This is a genomic window from Pseudomonas sp. Sample_11 (genome assembly GCF_004307505.1).
In the GTDB taxonomy this organism is placed as follows: Bacteria; Pseudomonadota; Gammaproteobacteria; order Pseudomonadales; family Pseudomonadaceae; genus Aquipseudomonas; species Aquipseudomonas atacamensis.
Genome location: NZ_RCOD01000027.1, coordinates 79,201 through 95,549 on the forward strand (window position 1 = coordinate 79,201; position 16,349 = coordinate 95,549).

Annotated in this window: 16 protein-coding genes; 11 read left to right on the plus strand and 5 right to left on the minus strand. The window is 60.3% G+C overall.

The genetic code is table 11. The features are described 5' to 3' along the window. Nucleotides 1-9: 9 nt before the first annotated feature. The gene (locus D8U60_RS05910) at nucleotides 10-1,929 is read right to left on the minus strand and encodes a tyrosine-protein phosphatase (protein ID WP_130899701.1); all 1,920 of its coding nucleotides are present in this window, start codon (nucleotides 1,927-1,929) and stop codon (nucleotides 10-12) included. A 338-nt stretch (nucleotides 1,930-2,267) separates the two neighbouring features. On the opposite strand from D8U60_RS05910, the gene D8U60_RS05915 reads away from it, so the two are divergent. From D8U60_RS05915 to D8U60_RS27595, 4 genes are all read left to right on the plus strand, one after another. Continuing rightward, on the plus strand, nucleotides 2,268-3,806 hold the full coding sequence (locus tag D8U60_RS05915; protein ID WP_130899702.1) for a class I SAM-dependent methyltransferase: 1,539 nt from the start codon (nucleotides 2,268-2,270) through the stop codon (nucleotides 3,804-3,806). A 279-nt stretch (nucleotides 3,807-4,085) separates the two neighbouring features. Beyond that, nucleotides 4,086-4,967: a manganese catalase family protein gene (locus D8U60_RS05920; protein ID WP_130899703.1), complete on the plus strand. Its 882-nt coding sequence runs from the start codon at nucleotides 4,086-4,088 to the stop codon at nucleotides 4,965-4,967. Nucleotides 4,968-5,019: 52 nt separating this feature from the next. Then, the gene (locus tag D8U60_RS05925; RefSeq protein ID WP_130899704.1) at nucleotides 5,020-5,322 is read left to right on the plus strand and encodes a hypothetical protein; all 303 of its coding nucleotides are present in this window, start codon (nucleotides 5,020-5,022) and stop codon (nucleotides 5,320-5,322) included. A gap of 12 nt (nucleotides 5,323-5,334) precedes the next feature. Then, entirely contained in the window at nucleotides 5,335-5,475 is a 141-nt protein-coding gene (locus D8U60_RS27595) for a hypothetical protein (protein ID WP_163012312.1), read from the plus strand. 22 nt (nucleotides 5,476-5,497) lie between these two features. Here the strand turns inward: D8U60_RS27595 and D8U60_RS05930 are convergent, their stop codons facing one another. Beyond that, nucleotides 5,498-5,929 carry a DNA methylase gene (locus D8U60_RS05930; protein WP_122699117.1) on the minus strand — a complete coding sequence of 144 codons (432 nt, stop codon included), beginning with the start codon at nucleotides 5,927-5,929 and terminating at the stop codon, nucleotides 5,498-5,500. Between the two features lie 159 nt (nucleotides 5,930-6,088). Here D8U60_RS05930 and D8U60_RS05935 point away from each other — a divergent pair, with 159 nt between their 5' ends. Then, a complete protein-coding gene (locus D8U60_RS05935) occupies nucleotides 6,089-7,660 on the plus strand; it encodes a sensor domain-containing diguanylate cyclase (protein ID WP_130899705.1) in 1,572 nt (523 codons plus the stop codon). Between the two features lie 10 nt (nucleotides 7,661-7,670). On the opposite strand, the gene D8U60_RS05940 is transcribed toward D8U60_RS05935, so the two are convergent. Continuing rightward, nucleotides 7,671-8,765 (minus strand): GNAT family N-acetyltransferase/peptidase C39 family protein, encoded by a 1,095-nt coding sequence (locus tag D8U60_RS05940; protein WP_130899706.1) that lies wholly within the window; start codon nucleotides 8,763-8,765, stop codon nucleotides 7,671-7,673. A gap of 94 nt (nucleotides 8,766-8,859) precedes the next feature. On the opposite strand from D8U60_RS05940, the gene D8U60_RS05945 reads away from it, so the two are divergent. Beyond that, entirely contained in the window at nucleotides 8,860-10,440 is a 1,581-nt protein-coding gene (locus tag D8U60_RS05945) for a RimK family protein (protein ID WP_130899707.1), read from the plus strand. A gap of 3 nt (nucleotides 10,441-10,443) precedes the next feature. Then, nucleotides 10,444-11,355: a magnesium transporter CorA family protein gene (locus tag D8U60_RS05950; protein ID WP_130899708.1), complete on the plus strand. Its 912-nt coding sequence runs from the start codon at nucleotides 10,444-10,446 to the stop codon at nucleotides 11,353-11,355. A gap of 42 nt (nucleotides 11,356-11,397) precedes the next feature. Here D8U60_RS05950 and D8U60_RS05955 read toward each other — a convergent pair whose 3' ends face one another. Beyond that, the gene (locus D8U60_RS05955) at nucleotides 11,398-11,634 is read right to left on the minus strand and encodes a hypothetical protein (RefSeq protein ID WP_016774354.1); all 237 of its coding nucleotides are present in this window, start codon (nucleotides 11,632-11,634) and stop codon (nucleotides 11,398-11,400) included. A 163-nt stretch (nucleotides 11,635-11,797) separates the two neighbouring features. On the opposite strand from D8U60_RS05955, the gene D8U60_RS05960 reads away from it, so the two are divergent. The 3 genes from D8U60_RS05960 (at nucleotide 11,798) to D8U60_RS05970 (ending at nucleotide 13,695) form a co-directional block, all read left to right on the plus strand. Next, the gene (locus tag D8U60_RS05960; protein ID WP_039758892.1) at nucleotides 11,798-12,241 is read left to right on the plus strand and encodes a TspO/MBR family protein; all 444 of its coding nucleotides are present in this window, start codon (nucleotides 11,798-11,800) and stop codon (nucleotides 12,239-12,241) included. Further along, a complete protein-coding gene (locus tag D8U60_RS05965) occupies nucleotides 12,238-13,221 on the plus strand; it encodes an alpha/beta hydrolase fold domain-containing protein (protein ID WP_130899709.1) in 984 nt (327 codons plus the stop codon). Before D8U60_RS05960 ends, D8U60_RS05965 begins: the two co-directional genes overlap by 4 nt. A gap of 222 nt (nucleotides 13,222-13,443) precedes the next feature. Continuing rightward, on the plus strand, nucleotides 13,444-13,695 hold the full coding sequence (locus tag D8U60_RS05970; RefSeq protein ID WP_130899710.1) for a DUF2790 domain-containing protein: 252 nt from the start codon (nucleotides 13,444-13,446) through the stop codon (nucleotides 13,693-13,695). A 70-nt stretch (nucleotides 13,696-13,765) separates the two neighbouring features. Here the strand turns inward: D8U60_RS05970 and D8U60_RS05975 are convergent, their stop codons facing one another. Beyond that, complete coding sequence (locus D8U60_RS05975) at nucleotides 13,766-14,692, minus strand: LysR family transcriptional regulator (RefSeq protein ID WP_130899711.1); 927 nt, start codon at nucleotides 14,690-14,692, stop codon at nucleotides 13,766-13,768. A gap of 211 nt (nucleotides 14,693-14,903) precedes the next feature. Between D8U60_RS05975 and D8U60_RS05980 the strand changes: the two genes are divergently transcribed. Continuing rightward, a complete protein-coding gene (locus D8U60_RS05980; RefSeq protein WP_130899712.1) occupies nucleotides 14,904-16,340 on the plus strand; it encodes an NAD-dependent succinate-semialdehyde dehydrogenase in 1,437 nt (478 codons plus the stop codon). The last annotated feature ends 9 nt before the right edge of the window (nucleotides 16,341-16,349 follow it).

The window sequence follows — 16,349 nt, forward strand, 5'->3', positions numbered from 1 at the left end:
TCGCTGTGTTCAAAACGCGTAACTGGCCTTGAGCCCGCCATTGAAACCATGGCTGTCACCGCCACCGTTGGCCCCGACCTCAGCGCCTACACTCAGGGCGCCGAGGCTGGCCATCAAGCTAACGCCGCCGCTGAACTGGTCGCGGTTGTCGAACGCCGCGCGCTGCTCGATATCCAGCCCCAGCAGGTGGCCTTCGCTGTCGACTTGCTGATCGCCCAGCGCACGTTCATAGCCCACGCGAACACCCGGGACCAACTGCCACGCACCCATGGCCACTGGTGCGAATGACACGTCGAGATTGGCTACCGCGCTACGGCGGGTCTGCTCGATGCCATCGACGTCGAGCGCCAGCTCACTGCCCTTCTCTTTGAAACCTTGCAAGTCGAGACGACTGACGCGAAAGCCCAGGCTCGGTTCGACAATCACGCTGCTGAGCGGCAGGCGATAACCAAACGCCACGGTCGCGCCGGTGAGATTGCCGTGGCTGTCGCCCTTGGCTGTGCCGAGGCCACCGCCAAGCTCGCGTTTGCTGTCGTAGTCGACGTAACCGGCGCTGGCGTTGGCATCGACAAACATGCCGCGCTCAAGGCTGGTGAGGCCGTAACGCGCACCGAGGTTGAGGAAGGTGAAGTCCGTATCGGCCTCGCCACCCGCGCCGCCCACGCTGCCCTTGCTGTAGCCGAAGCCGCCGCGTGCGCTGAGTTGTTCGCTGAAGCGCTGGCTGATGCCGAGCATCAGGCCTTGGCTGTGTTCGTTGCTGCTCTCGGCGTGGGCTGAGCCGTCGGTGCCGAGGTAGCTGGCGAGCGCGGTGCTCCACAGGCGGTATTGGCCGACCTTCAAATCGCTGCCGCTGGCGAACGGTGCGGCGGCTTGTTCGATCATCGCGTTCTGCCGCAAGAGATGACTGGCCGCATCGGCGTGAACCTGTCCGCCAACTTGAGATTCGACACCGCCTAGACTGCCGGCGTCGATCGCCGATTGCAGGTAGTAGTTGTAGGCGCTGTAGGTGCCGGACAGCTCGGAGTTCTGCAACTGCCGCAGCAATTCGGCACCAGCGGCGGCGTTGCCGACCAGCCCGGCCTGCCCCGGCAAGCGTTTGTACTCGACCAGTTTGCCGCGCAGCACGTAAATGGTTTCCTGGGACAGACCGAGGCCCTGCTTGAGGTAGTTGTCCATGCTGCCGTACTCGGCGGCGACCTGGTCGAGACCGGCCTGCAAGTAACTGGCCTGCACGCCGAGCAGCGGCTCGTAGACAGCGGCCATGCTCGGCGGCAAGGCTTTCAGGGTCGCGGCGACGCGGGCGGCGGTGTAGTCGTTGGTCGCCAGATAATTGGCCATGATCGTCGCCTCATCGACGCCAGCGATGCTCTGCAACACGGCGGCGGTCCAGCCGGTGCGGTCCTTGCCGGCGGTGCAGTGGAACAGCTGCGCGGCGTCGACACTGGCCAGCTCATTGAACAACTGGCCGAACTGCCCGCGCATGCCGGCATCGCTGACGAAAGCGCGGTTGGTTTCCTCCATCATTGCCACCGCTTCGGCGGCGCTGTGGAACGAGATATTGGTGATGTCCGCACCCGAGGTGGTGCTGCCGATGATGTCGATATTGCGATAGGCCGCGCCGCTGATCATCGTGTCAGGCGTGGCGGCAATTTCGCTGGGCGTGCGCAAGTCGTAAATGGCTTTGATGCCGAGACCATTGAGCGTCGCCAGATCCGCCGCCGACGGCGTCAAAGCGTTGGAGCGGTAGAACACGCCGCTGCGCATAACGCCGTCGTAGGCGATGGAGTACGCAGTGGTGATGCCGGCGATGTCGCGAAAGTTGTCGATGCCGGACAAGCGCGGCGTGTCGAGGGTGACAGGCTCGGCCGCGTGGGCAGCGGCGATGGAAAGGCTCAGAACGGACAGCGAACACAGAAGACGTTGGAACACAGTGCAGCCTCATGAAATCAGCGTTGGGCTGGTCACTATGGGCAGGCGAGTGGGAGGGAATATGACAGTTTCGGCCGGCTACAAAATGCATGCGCGAATGGGCCGTGGGGTGCGTGATCGGTCCATCAATCCTGCTTGAATGTGTTGAAGATCCCTGTGGCAGCGAGCCTGCTCATGAAAGCGGCGTGTCAGCCGATTATATTCAAACTGAAAAAAAGCTTTTGCGAGCAGGCTCGCTCCCACAGGGTTTGGGGAAGTATCCGTTTTTTCAATTTGTCGCGCGCAATGCCAACCCCTTATAAGACTGCCATCACTTTCAAGAACAAGAGGCTGTACCCATGAGCAACGCCTGGAACGAAGGTTATTTCACCGACGAAGGCTACACCTACAGCTATAGCCGGGAGATCAATCCGGTGTTCCTGCGTTACTGCCTGTTGTTGCGCGGTTTCGCCACGCTGGAAAGCAACGACGGCGTGCACTGCGAACTGGGCTTCGGTCAGGGAGTGTCGATCAACATCCACGCCACCGCCAACCCGGGTTCGTTTGTCGGTACGGACTTTCACCCGGGTATGGCGGCCCATGCCATCGAACTCGCGACTGCCGCCAACAACGGCGCCCGCCTGTATGACGACAGTTTCGAACAGCTGCTGGCGCGCAATGACCTGCCGCAGTTCGACAGCATCAGCCTGCACGGTATCTGGACCTGGGTCAGCCGCGACAATCAGAAGCTGATCGTCGAATTCGCCCGCCGCCACCTTAAACCGGGCGGCATGCTCTACGTCAGTTACAACTGCTTCCCCGGCTGGTCGCCGTCGGCGCCGCTGCGCAATCTGTTCAGCCTGCATGACCGTTTCGCCAACGCCTCGGCGCGCTCCGATGAGCGCATCGACGCCGCACTGGAGTTTTCCGAAGCGTTGCTCGCGGCCAATCCGAAGTATGCCGCTGCGGCACCAAGCCTGGGCGCGCGGCTGCAGAGCATCAAGGGCCAGGATCGTCACTACGTCGCCCACGAATATTTCAACCGTGACTGGAACTGCATGTACTTCGCCGACATGGTCGACGCGCTGGCCCCGGCCAAACTCGACTACGCCACCACGGCAGTGCCGCTGGACTCGGTCGACCCGCTCAACCTGAGCGCCGAAGGCATGGATTTTCTCGAAACCATCGAACACCCGATCATGCGCGAGCAAGCGCGGGACTACTTCGTCAACCAGCACTTCCGCCGCGACCTGTACGTGCGTGGCGCGACGCGCCTGTCCGCTGCCGAACGCCGCGCAAGGATGCTGCACAGCCGTTTCGCGTTGCTGCAACCCTGGGAAACTGTCGCAGGCTCGGTCACCGGTCCTGCCGGCGAAGCGACCCTGCAAGCGGAAATCTACGGCCCGGTGCTCGATGCCTTGGCGGCGGAGAACTATGCGGCCAAATCCATGCGCCAATTGCTCTCCGAGACTGCAATGGCTTACGACGACCTCGAGCAAGCCCTGGCCGTGCTGATCGGTATGGGCGCGGTCGCTCCGTGCCAGAGCGAGGCCGCCGAGTCGCAGGTCAGCGGTCGCTGCGCCGCGCTCAATCTGCAACTGTGCAAACGCTCGCTGTACGGCGCCAACATCCAGACCCTGGCCAGCCCGGTGACCGGTGGTGGCGTGACGGTCAGCCGCTTCCAGCAGTTGTTCCTGATCTCGATCAAGCAAGGCAAACAGCAGCCGGCCGAATGGGCGCAACTGGCGTGGGGGGTGATCAGCGAACAAGGTGAAGTGCTGGTCGACAATGGCCAGCCGCTGCTCACCGCTGAAGCCAACATCGCCGCGCTGACCGCACAGGCGCAAGTGTTCGCCGAGCAGACACTGCCTGTGCTGAGGGCGCTTAAAATCGCTTGATTGCAAACGAACCAAGGTGGGAGCGAGCCTGCTCGCGAAAGCGCTGGATCAGCCGCCAATCGGTGACTGACGTACCGCATTCGCGAGCAGGCTCGCTCCCACATTGGTCGAGGTACGTGGCTAAGCCAACCGTCCTGTTTGCGGAACTTTCCGCCCTCTGCCGCCCGTCATGCCACTCGGCAAAAAACGAAATTTCTGCTGCGCGCCCTCCTCACAAACTATGCATGCGCCGACGCCCACAAGGGCAAGGCGCGATAGCCTGGTCTGAGGAAAATTTGAATGTTCATACATAACAAGCGACTTCAGTACACCGTTCGCGTGGCCGAGCCCAACCCGGGTCTGGCCAATCTGCTGCTGGAACAATTCGGGGGCGCCAATGGCGAACTGGCCGCGGCAGCGCGTTATTTCACCCAAGCCTTGGCTGAAGAAGATCCGGGGCGCAAAGACCTTCTGCTGGACATTGCTACCGAAGAGTTGAGTCACCTGGAGGTGGTCGGCTCGATCATCGTCATGCTCAACAAAGGCGCCAAGGGCCAACTCGCCGAGGGCGTTCAAGAGGAAGGCGAGCTGTACCGCGCGCTGAATGGCGCCGGTAATGACTCGCACATCACCAGCCTGCTCTATGGCGCAGGCGCGCCTCTGGTCAATTCGGCTGGCGTACCGTGGACGGCGGCCTACGTTGACTCGATCACCGAGCCGACCGCCGACTTCCGCTCCAACATCGCAGCCGAAGCGCGGGCAAAAATTCTCTACGAACGCTTGATCAACATCACCGATGATCCGGGTGTCAAAGAGGCGCTGGGCTTTTTGATGACGCGGGAAATCGCCCATCAACAGTCCTTCGAAAAAGCCCTGCATTCGATCCAGCCGAACTTCCCGCAGGGCAAACTGCCGGGCATGCCGGAGTTCACCAACAAATACTTCAATATGTCTGGCGAGCCCAACGTGCGCGGTCCGTGGAACGAGGGCGGTGCGTGGGAGTACGTGGAAAACCCAGAGCCGGCAGTCGACGGCGGCGATGGTCTGGCGACCGTCACCCTTCCGGCTGAAGACGAACAGGTGCTGGAAGCGATGAAGACCCGTACAGCTTCTGACCCACTCAGCGAGCCGGTGACCGGTGCTGATCTGGGCTCCGGTTACGTGCAAGGCAAAGATGTCTGAACCCCGTTCGGCGGCCCCGGATCGGGGTCGCCACTTGCTCAAGGTGATCAACATGAAAAACAGCAAAGTCTCGGCACTGACCTCTGAACATTTTCAACGTTTGATGGAGCACGCATACGCCGGTTTTGAGCTGGACTGCAAACAGGCCTGTCGGGGATTGAAAGTCAGCATGGCGGTGAATGTATTTGGCCTGGGCACCCTGCTGCCGAATAATTTCGCTGAGGAGACTGCCGTCCCGCCAGCGGACGGACATCCAGCCGTCGACGACGCCTTGCCCACGATGCCTATGGTCGCCAAGCGCGTATTGGCGCAGCGCAACCGTTCCATCGACGGGGCGGAAAGTTTTCATCGGTAACAGGAGCGCGACATGAGAACTTATAAAAACCTGAGTTTCCCCTCAAGCCTGGGTGTCGCCCCGGGACTCCAGTTTCTGCTGGGCTGTGCGATATTCGCCGGCGGAACACTGATCCTGATGAGCGAACTGGCGGGAACCTTCTTTGCGATGTGAACCTTGGTTTGCTATCGGGCGTTCAAAACAGCACCGCAGCCGCTTCCCTCATGAAGATCTCAACGGTCTTCGGCCCTATCCCCTCGAACTCGGACAGGCGCTTCTCCAGCGCCTTACGATCCGCGCTCGCCGCCACGATGTTGCTCACCTTACCGGCGTACTCGCTGTTGAGCTTGTTGGCCAGCGCGAGCAGTCGCGACGCCGTGCTTTCGTCGTAGCGAACGTAACGCGCCTGCCCCAGCATCGACACCAATTGACGGTGTGTGCACTTCGCGAGCTTTTGCGGGGTGTCGTTGTGATGCTGCTCTACTATGACCTGATACGCCTTGGCGGCGATGGTGCCCTGAATCCTTTTGCCCATCAGAAAACTCGCCAGCAGCCATTGGAACAGGCCGGTTTCGCTGGCATTGTGCAGGTCGATGTTCAAGTCACCGGCGGTGATGATTTCCCTCACAAGTCTCACCAAAAGGCGCGCTTCAATTACAGATGTTGACCCGGCACGGCTTTGAACGATCCAATCGCGACCGCTTGGCCAAGGCAGTAAATTGAATTCCAAGTGAAAAAGGATGTCATCTTTCAAGAGATGAGAGATGACAAGCATAAGGACCCTCAAATGCTCGGTCGTAAGATGCCCAAAACCCGGGGGCATGACGCCGCACAAACCGCTCCCATCAAAGCTGCCAGCGAGATCGCCGCTTTCCGCCTGACAGTCATCTTCATGCTGACGGTCATTCTGGCGTTTCTCGGCGTGGAGGGATGGCGAACCTGGCGTGACTATCATGCAGCCTTCTCGTCGGCGCGTGATTCGGTCACCAACCTCGCGCGGGCAACCGCGCAACACGCTGAAGACGCCATCCGCCAGGTCGATGTGTTGACCGCCGCACTGGGCGAGCGCGTCGAAGGTGATGGCCTGCAAAACATAGACGTACCGCGCAACCACAACTTGCTGGTGCAGCAGGCCAAATTGATGCCGCAGTTGCATGGACTGTTTATCTACGGCCCGGACGGCAAATGGATCGTCACCGACAAGGAAATGATCCCGGACCCGGCGAACAACGCCGATCGCGACTACTTCCAATATCACCGCGCCAACACTGATCGAAACGTGCGTATCGGTGATGTCGTCAAGAGCAAATCCACCGACGACCTGATTATCCCGATTTCCCGCCGCTTGAATAACCCGGACGGCTCCTTCGCCGGCGTGCTGCTTGGCACCATCAAGGTCAGTTACTTTGTCGACTATTACGGCGATTTCAAGATCGACGACAAGGGTGCGCTGGTGCTGGCATTGCGCAACGGAACCATTCTCGTGCGGCGTCCTTTCATCGCTTCGGTAATCGGTCAGAGCCTCGCCGACAGTGAGGTGTTCAAAAACTACCTGCCCTTTTCCAGTCAAGGGATCGCCGAGGTCCGAGCGGTCGTCGACGGCACCCAGCGTCTGTATGGTTACAGAGCTTTGAGCACCTACCCGCTGGTGGTCGAAACCGGCCTTTCCCGCGAATCGATCATCGCGCCGTGGCGCTGGGACCTGATCAAAACCGGTTTCGTGTTGATGTCGGTGATTACCGCGTTCACGGTCTTCGGACTGATCGTCTTGAGGCAACTGCGTCAACGGATGGTGATGGAAAAGGATCTGCGCCGGGCACATCAGGCCATGAAGGACATGGCGTTGACCGACAGCCTGACCGGACTGGCCAACCGTCGCCGACTGGACACTGCCTTGGTTGACGAAATTCGCCTGGCCAGACGCCAGGGTTCGTCGATCTCACTGATCATGATCGATGTCGATCACTTCAAACTCTACAACGACAGCTACGGGCACGCGGCAGGTGACGATTGCCTGAGCGCCGTCGGCCAAGCCATTGCGCAAGCAGTAAAACGGCCGGGTGATCTCGCCGTGCGTTATGGCGGCGAGGAGTTTTCCGTGCTGCTGCCCAACACCGATATTCGCGGGGCGGCGCTTGTGGCGCAGGAAATTCTTGAGGCCATCCGATCCTTGCGGATGGAGCACAAAGCCCATCCGCTGGGTCACGTCACCGCCAGCGCAGGTATTGCGGTTGGCAAACCGGCCGAACAAGAAGTGAGCCCCGCCACTCTTATCGAGTCGGCTGACAAACTGCTTTATGCCGCGAAGCAGAAAGGCAGGGATCGCTACTGTATCGGCGAGGAAGTGCTCGGCGCCTAGCCACCGTTCCTCAGCGGGAGCGCAGCATCACGGCAGCGCGAACCCGCTGGACGCCAAACACCGTCATGCGCAGAAATTCCTGGTGACTGACCGGCAAGTGCTGGCAGTCCAGACCGCGCTTGAGTTTGCTGTGATCGACATCAGGATCGTGCAGGTAGACGAAGTCCTCGTCGCACCCGGTGATGATGACCCAATGCGGCGCTTTCAAGCGGGTGAATCGGTAGCTGCTGATCAGCACCAGCGGTTTGTATCCAGCCGCCAACGCCTCGCCGATCTGCAGATATTCACCCAGCACCTGCTCGACTTGCGTGGCAGCCAGGTCTTGGGCAAAGCCGTCCTCGACCAGTTTCATGATCGACTTCTTCTCCGTGCTGCGTACGCCGTGAAGAAAAAGCGAGCCCGCGTGACTGACCTCAAGGCGCACATCGAAACCGCGCCGCCAGGCCGCCAATGCCAGACCCTGAGGACTACAGCCACCGTGCCCCGCCGTCATGAAAATGGTGGTTGCCTCGCGCCACAGCTGGATTTCCTCCGCTCGGGTCATGGCGCGGCTCGAATCGATGGCAGACATGGCCATCAGCAAGCACGCGGCGCCGCAGGTGAACTCGGTGGTTTGCTGGTAATACGGGACTTGACGTGCGGGGGCAGGTGTTTCGCGCAGGATGCGTTTCTCGTAGCGCAACGCCTCGCAGTGGTCCTCGTAGTAGTCCTCGACGCTGGCAAAGCGCTGATAGCCGTTGGCTTCGTAGAGGCGAATGGCAGCGCCGTTGTCAGCGCGCACCTCCAGACGCAGCCATGCGCAGTTGCGCGCCAATGCGCAGGCCTGGGCCTGTTCCAGCAGACGCTGGCCAAGCTCATGTCCGCGCCACGCTGGGCTGACCGCTATCGAATACAGGCGTCCGAGTGAGGTGCCTCGGTGAAAAAGCACCAGTGCATAACCGCAGAGGATTGCGCCCGAGGTCACGACAATCAGCGCAGCATTGGCTCGACTGAGCATCCAGCTGAAATTGCGCTGATTCAACCGGTCGAGGGTAAAACACACCCGCTCCAATTCGACCAGATCGTCGATATCGTCAGTGGATGCAAAGCGAAAATCAAAAGACATGACCGCACCGTAAAGTTTGAGTAACGAACCGGGACAGACCGAAAGGCCCGTGATTTATTGAAGCGGCGTCTTCTTCAACAGGGATTCATTACTCATGTCAGCGGTGCAAGCCAACGTGAACGAAGTATTAGACAAAACCGAGCATTCGACAATCTCCCTCAGCGAGGAACCTCCCAGTCTCAAACCCTCGGGAAGTCGATTGCTCATACTGGTCGAACGCAAGGATGACTGGGCTGATTACCTGCCCAGCGAGAGCCTGATGCTCGCCCAGGATTACCTTGAACACAGCGATGATTTTCCTCATCGCACCCAGGTGATCAACCTCTGCCGCAATTACAAATACCTCGGTCAGGGCTATTACTGCTCATTGCTGGCCGAGGCGCGCGGGCACAAGGTTTTTCCCTCGGTGCGCACCGTCAGCGAGCTGGCGCGCAAAGCGCTTTATGGGGTCGGGCTGAATGATCTGCAACGCACGCTGGAGCGGGCGCTGGCCAACCACCCGTACGGCGAAACCGAAGCCTTCACGCTGTCGCTGTACTTCGGCAAGGCCTCGATCGAGCCGCTGCAAGAGATCGGCCGTCAGCTGTTCGAAGCGTTCCCTTGCCCTATCCTGCTGGTGGAATTCCGCCGTGGTGAGAGCTGGCAGATCGCAGGCATCAAAGCCGGAGTGCTGCACAAGCTTCGCGACGAACAGCAGCATGTTTTCGCTGATGCACTGGACGCGTTCAATCGCAGAACGTGGCGTCAGCCCGCTTCCAAACGCGTGGCCCGCTACGACCTGGCCATCCTCCATGATCCTGACGAAGCCCTGCCGCCTTCCAACCCCGAGGCATTGCAGCGTTTCATCGCCGCGGGCGAACAGCTGGGTATCGATGTCGAGTTGATCGAGAAAAAAGACTACGCGCGTCTTGCTGAATTCGACGCGCTGTTCATCCGCGAAACAACGCGAGTGGATGATCACACCTATCGATTCGCCAAGAAGGCTGAAAGCGAAGGCCTTGTGGTGATTGACGATCCGTCGTCGATCCTGCGCTGCACCAACAAGGTTTATCTGGCAGATTTGCTGAAGCGTCGCGGGCTGGGCATGCCGGCAACGGAAATCCTCTACAAGGATCGTCCGCAGGAGCTCGAAAACGCAGGGCGTCGCCTCGGTTTTCCCCTGGTGCTGAAAATCCCCGATGGCTGTTTTTCACGCGGTGTGATCAAGGTCACCGATGCGCAAGCTCTGGCCACTGCCGCGCAGGAGTTATTCGAACACTCGGTGCTGCTGCTGGCGCAGGAGTATTGCTACACCGAATACGATTGGCGCGTCGGGGTGCTCAATGGCGAAGCGCTGTATGCCTGCCGATACTTCATGTCCAAGGGGCATTGGCAGATTTACAACCACAAGGCGCTGCCCGACGAGATCAACGGGATGTGCGAGGCGGTGCCGGTCGAGCAAGCCCCGTCCGAAGTCGTGCAGCTCGCCGTACAGACTGCGCGGCTGATCGGCGACGGCCTCTACGGCGTCGACCTCAAGCAGGCGGGCGATCGGGTCCTGGTCATCGAAGTGAACGACAACCCCAACCTCGATGCGGGTATCGAAGACGCGGTGCTGGGCGACGAACTTTATCGGCGCGTGCTGCAAGCGTTCACGCAAAGGCTCGAGCTCAAACACCGTGGCCAAGCGTGGTGAGCAATGATTGAAGGCTATTGCATTGATTGCGGCGCCCTGCACAGGACATCTGGAGAACAGGCGACTGTCTGGCTGTGTGTCGCCCCGGACGCAGCCGAGCAACTGAATTTGCACAGACGCCTGGGCATTGGCGCACAAGCGATAGAGTCGTCGCTGGACCCTGACGAAGTGGCCCGCATCGAGGTCAAGCCTGATCACCTGTTTATGATCTGGAAGCGCCCGGAAAGCTTCGACGGGCGCGCATTCAACGTTTCGTCCTTCGGAGTGGTGCTGAGCGAAAAACGCCTGGTGGTCATTTGCGCGAGCAACTCATTGCTCTCCGGCCTTGAGCACGATGCGCAAATGACCGGGCCGCTGGACGTGCTGATGGCGTTACTCGCAGAAAGCGTTCACCACTATCTCGGGCATTTGCGCGTGGTCAAACAGATCGCTCGGGAGATCCAACAGCAATTCACCCGGGCGATGGACAATCAGCAATTGGCGCAGATGTACAACCTGAGCGAAAGCCTCGTGTACTACGTCAATGCGATTCAAAGTAACGGTGCGGTGCTGACGCTGCTGCGCAACCACGGTCAGCGTCAGGGCTTCAGCGACGGTCAGCTGGCTGCGCTGAACGATCTGATCGTGGAAAACGAACAAAGCTTCCAGCAGGCCAGAATTCACGCCAAGGTGTTCGCCAACCTCATCGAATCCCACGGCAATCTTGCCAACAACAGCATGAACCGCGCGCTGCGAAAGCTGACGCTGATCAACGTCGTATTCCTTCCCTTGAACCTGATCGCCAGCATCGGTGGCATGTCGGAGTTCAGCATGATGACGTCCGGCGTTCCGTGGTGGATGTCCTTTCCCGTGCTGATCGCCTGCATGGGCCTCGTGGGTGCGGGGATGGTGCTGGTATTGCGGCGCATGGCCTGAATCCAGAGCACATTTTGCTGACGCCTGCGCCGCATCCGAAGGTCAATTGGTCCGGCTGACCACCCGGATATGTGTAATCCCTACCCGCTCGGCCTGCTCGAGAATCTGCTCTGGCGTCGAATCCGCCGTGGGCATGACCAGGCTGTTTTCCGCATCGCCCAGATGCAGTTCCAGCAGATGCATCGCCGCGTCGTGCTCGGCCAGTTGCGCTTCCTTGAGCTCGAGCAGATAAGTACGAGGCTCGCCATTGAAACGGTATTCGATGTGATAGGTGTACATGATGTCGTCCGCGTCGGTGGGAAAAGGCAGTGTTTATCCTGACGCGACGGTCAGCTTTTAGTTCAACCTGACTGCCATTTTGCGTTTGCAAACAAACTTTTTGCGCAGCGAAGCGTCCTCTTCTTAACTCTCCATAACAGCTGATCACAGCTAAGGACTGGCAATGACCTTTTTCATCTTCCTTCTCGCCTGTGCGGCGGCGGCAACCACTGGCGTGATGTTCAAACCCGGTCCGTGGTACGAATCGCTGACCAAACCCTCTTTCACCCCGCCCAACTGGGCCTTTCCCGTAGCGTGGACGATCATCTACCTGCTGCTGGCCTGGGCCGGTTATCGCTTGAGTCTGATCCCCGGCAGCCAAACGGTGCTGGCCTTGTGGGCTGCGCAAATCGCCCTGAACACCCTGTGGACACCGGTGTTCTTCGGCGCGCATCAGGTGCTGGCGGCGCTGGTGATTCTGGCGGTGCTGTGGGTGGTGGTCGCGGTGATGGTCGTGCTCGCCCTGCAACTGGACGTGGTCACCGGGCTGATTCTGTTCCCGTATCTGGCGTGGCTGTGCGTCGCGCTGGCGCTGAACTGCTCGATCCTGATGAAGAATCGCCTGTGAGCGACTTCCCATGGCCGCACGGCGAGCGCGAGCTGGCGCAGGTTCGCGCGTTTAACAAAAAGCTCGCTTGGCTGCCGCGTTTCAAGATTCGCAATCGCCTCACCCCGAGGTTGATTCAGGCGTTGCTGCGGGCGGGTCAGCTCGGCGGCGACGGCAAGCTGCGCCAGCATGGGCTGAGCGCCGAACGGAAGATCATCGACACGGTGCCCGTGCGCATCATCCGCCCCAAGGGCAAAGCCAAAGGCGTGGTGCTGGATTTCCATGGTGGCGGCTGGGTGATCGGCAATGCGCAGATGAACGACAACTTCAACATCGCCATCGTCAACACCTGCGACGTGGCGGTGGTGTCGGTTGATTATCGACTGGCCGTGTCGACGCCGATCGAGGGCTTGCTGGAGGACTGTCTACGGGCCACTCGCGGCATCTTGAACGATGGCGAGTTTGCCGGGCTGCCCGTAGTCGTCGTCGGTGAATCGGCCGGCGGGCATCTGGCGGCGGCCACCCTGCTCGCGCTCAAGTCTTCGCCGCAACTGCTGCAACGGATCTGCGGCGCGCTGCTGTATTACGGCGTCTACGACCTGACCGGCACACCCAGCGTGCGCACCGCACCCGCCGATACTCTGGTGCTCGACGGCCCCGGCATGGTCGAAGCGTTGCGCCTGCTCACGCCGGACATCAGCGACGAACAACGACGCCAGCCACCGCTGTCGCCGCTGTACGGCGATTTCAGCGGACTGCCACCAGCGCTGCTGTTTGCCGGCGACCTCGATCCGCTGCTGGATGACACGCGGCTCATCGCCGAGCGCTGGCAACACGCGGCGCCGGTGGGGATGTACGTGCTGCCGGAATGTCCGCATGGCTTCATTCACTTCCCGACCGCCACTGCTGACCATGTGCTGGCTTACAGCCGCAAGTGGATCTCGGCGCGAGTAGCAAGCTACTCAGTGAAATCCGCCGAGATCAGCCCGGCGCTTTCGTAGCTGCCGATTGCATGGCGAGCCGTAAAAAACCGAGATAAGCAAAAGGCGCCCTCACCGGCGCCTTTTTTTGTTTGCGCTGAACCCTGCGCGATCGTTCACCCCATGCCGATTGTGGCTCAAACCGTAAACAGTCTTTACCCAATCCGCGCCTGTTTCCCCCGCCAGCCGCCTCATAGAGTTCGTTCCAGCAACACACTCAACTTCAGCAAAGGAACATCCTCCATGAAAGTCTCAATGCTCGTCCTCGCACTCTTCGGCTTCAGCTCGGTGGTCATGGCTCAGGAATCGACTACCACGCCACCCGTCGAGCAATACACCTACGCCAGTCACCTCGACGTCGCCAAAATCATCTCGGAAGATCCCGTGCCGGATGTCTGCGCTGTAGTGCCGGTGCACATGACTTATCAGGATTCCCAAGGCAAACAGCACATCCTGCAATACGAGATCATGGGCAGCGGCTGCAGCAACGGTTGATCAGGCCAATACCTCGCACACCCATTGCGTCTCAGATTTGGCTCGCTGAGACGCAAATGCTTTAACCGCTTCAATCGATGAGCGCCTGAGCAGTGCTCGCCAACTGCGCGCCGACCCGGGGTTTCAAGGTATCGATGAATCGCGTGATCTTCGCATCGACAAACTGGCGAGACGTGTAGACCGCGTAAACATTGCGCTCGTAGGTGTGGTAATCGGGCAGCACCCGCACCAGCCTGCCGGCACGCAAATCGTCGATCGCCGTGAAGCCTGCCAACAGACCAATCCCCGCCCCTTCGCGAATGGCCACGGCCATTGCGTCCATATCGTTCACGCTGAAACTCGGCCCGCTCGGGATGAACGTCGCATCGCCCGCCTTGCTTTTGAGCTGCCATTCATCGCGCACGTAATCCACGGTACCGAGCAGCAGGCATTGATGATCGCAAAGCTGCTCCGGCGTTTCGGGTGCGCCATGCCGCGCCAGGTATTGCGGAGAGGCCACCAGTACGCAGTGACTGACGCCGATCTTCTGGCTGACATACGCCGAATCCGGCAGCGTTCGCGCGATCAGAATGGACACGTCCAACTGATCCTCAAGCAGATTGGGCATGCGTTGGGAGAGCATCAAATCGACGGTCACTTCGGGGAACGCCTGGCGATATTCCAACACCGCGCCGGTCACCAGTTGCCGGGCCAGTCCGGGCACGCAGTGCACCCGTAACGTCCCTCGTGGTTGCAAGGCGGCATTGCTCGCCTCGGCTTCGGCGCTTTCCAGGTCAGCGAGAATCTTCACGCAGCGTTCATAAAACCGCCGGCCCGCATCGGTCACCGAGAGACGCCGGGTCGAGCGTTGCAACAGGCGGGTGTCGAGCACGTTTTCCAACGCCGAGACCGCACGCGATACGTTACCGACGGTGGAGTCGAGATGGTTGGCCACGGCAGTGAAACTGCCCATCTCGACTACCTTGATGTACACCGACATGTTTGAAAGTTTGTCCATCCTGATCGTCCTGTAGAACTGCCACTCACTGCGGATAAGGACGGATGCTACACGCTCGCCCCTGCGCTCGATATTACCTTCTGGGACAACAATGATTCCCTCGTGGCCGGCTAAATCAAACGGCACGCCTTCCATAGACTGGATTCCACGGGACGCCTGAACCGCTGCGTACAAGGCGCCGAATGAATCCTCAACCATGAAGGCGACATCCATGAACACTCCTTACGATCCGCTCTATCTCTTCATCGGTGGTCAATGGCTCACCGCCCAGGACCGCGCGACCGCCGCCGTGGTCAACCCGGCAACCGGCGAGGAAATCGGCCAGGTGCCACTGGCCACCGCCGAAGACCTGGATCACGCCCTCGAAGTGGCCCGACTGAGCTTCGACCAATGGCGCCAGACCGTGCCGGACCAGCGCGCAAAAATCCTCAAGCGCGCCGCCGACCTGATCCTCGAACGCGCCCCGCACATCGCTGCGCAAATGACGCTGGAAGAAGGCAAGCCACTGCGCGAAAGCCTCGATGAAGTGACCCGTGCGGCGGAATATTTCGAGTGGTTCGCCGAAAGCGCACGACGCATCGACGGCCGTGTCGTCCCGGCCAATCGTCCGGGTGTACTGCAATTGGTAAAACGCCAGGCGATCGGCCCTGTGGCAGCGTTCACACCGTGGAATTTCCCGGCCATCACCCCGGCGCGCAAGCTCTCGGCAGCGCTGGCCGCCGGTTGCAGCGTGGTGCTCAAGCCCGGCGAGGAAAGCCCTTCCACCGCGCTGGCCCTGGCCCGGGCATTGGACGATGCCGGTTTGCCCAAAGGCGTGCTGCAAGTGGTGTTCGGCGTGCCGGATCAAGTGTCCAGCCATTTGATTGCCTCACCGATCATTCGCAAAGTGACCTTCACCGGTTCGGTGCCGATCGGTCGGCTGCTCTCGGCCCGCGCTGCCGAAGGCGTCAAGCCGATCACCCTGGAACTGGGTGGCCACGGCCCGGTGCTGGTGTTTGCCGACGCCGACATCGAAAAAGCTGCTGTGGAAGGCGTCGCCAATCGCTTTCGCGGCACCGGCCAGGTGTGCATTTCCTCGACTCGCTTCCTGATCCAGCGCGAGGCCTATAACGAGTTCGTCGAGCACTTCGTCGCGGCCACCCAGGCGTTGAAAATCGGCGATGGCATGGATCCGCAAACCCAGGTCGGCCCTCTGGCCAACCCACGGCAACTGGCGAAGATGGAGCAACTGATCGCCGACGCCGTCGAAAAAGGCGCACGGGTGCTGGCCGGTGGCGAAGCGTTGCCGGGCGCAGGCTTCTTCTTCCAGCCCACCGTATTGGCCGATGTGCCGATGAGTGCGCGAATCATGCACGAAGAACCCTTTGGCCCCATCGCGATACTGATGCCTTTCGATGAGTTGAGCGACGGCCTGCAAGAAGCCAACCGCCTGCCCTACGGCCTCTCGGCCTACGCGTTCACTTCCAATGCGCGCACCGCGATCGACGTCGCCGATGGCCTGGAAGCCGGAATGATCGGCATCAACCAGTACCGCATCGTCGCCACCGAACTGCCCTTCGGCGGCATGAAAGAAAGCGGCCACGGTTCCGAAGGCGGCATCGAAGGCATCGAGCACTACCTCACCAACAAATTCATCAGCCAGGTTTAAGGGGATTTC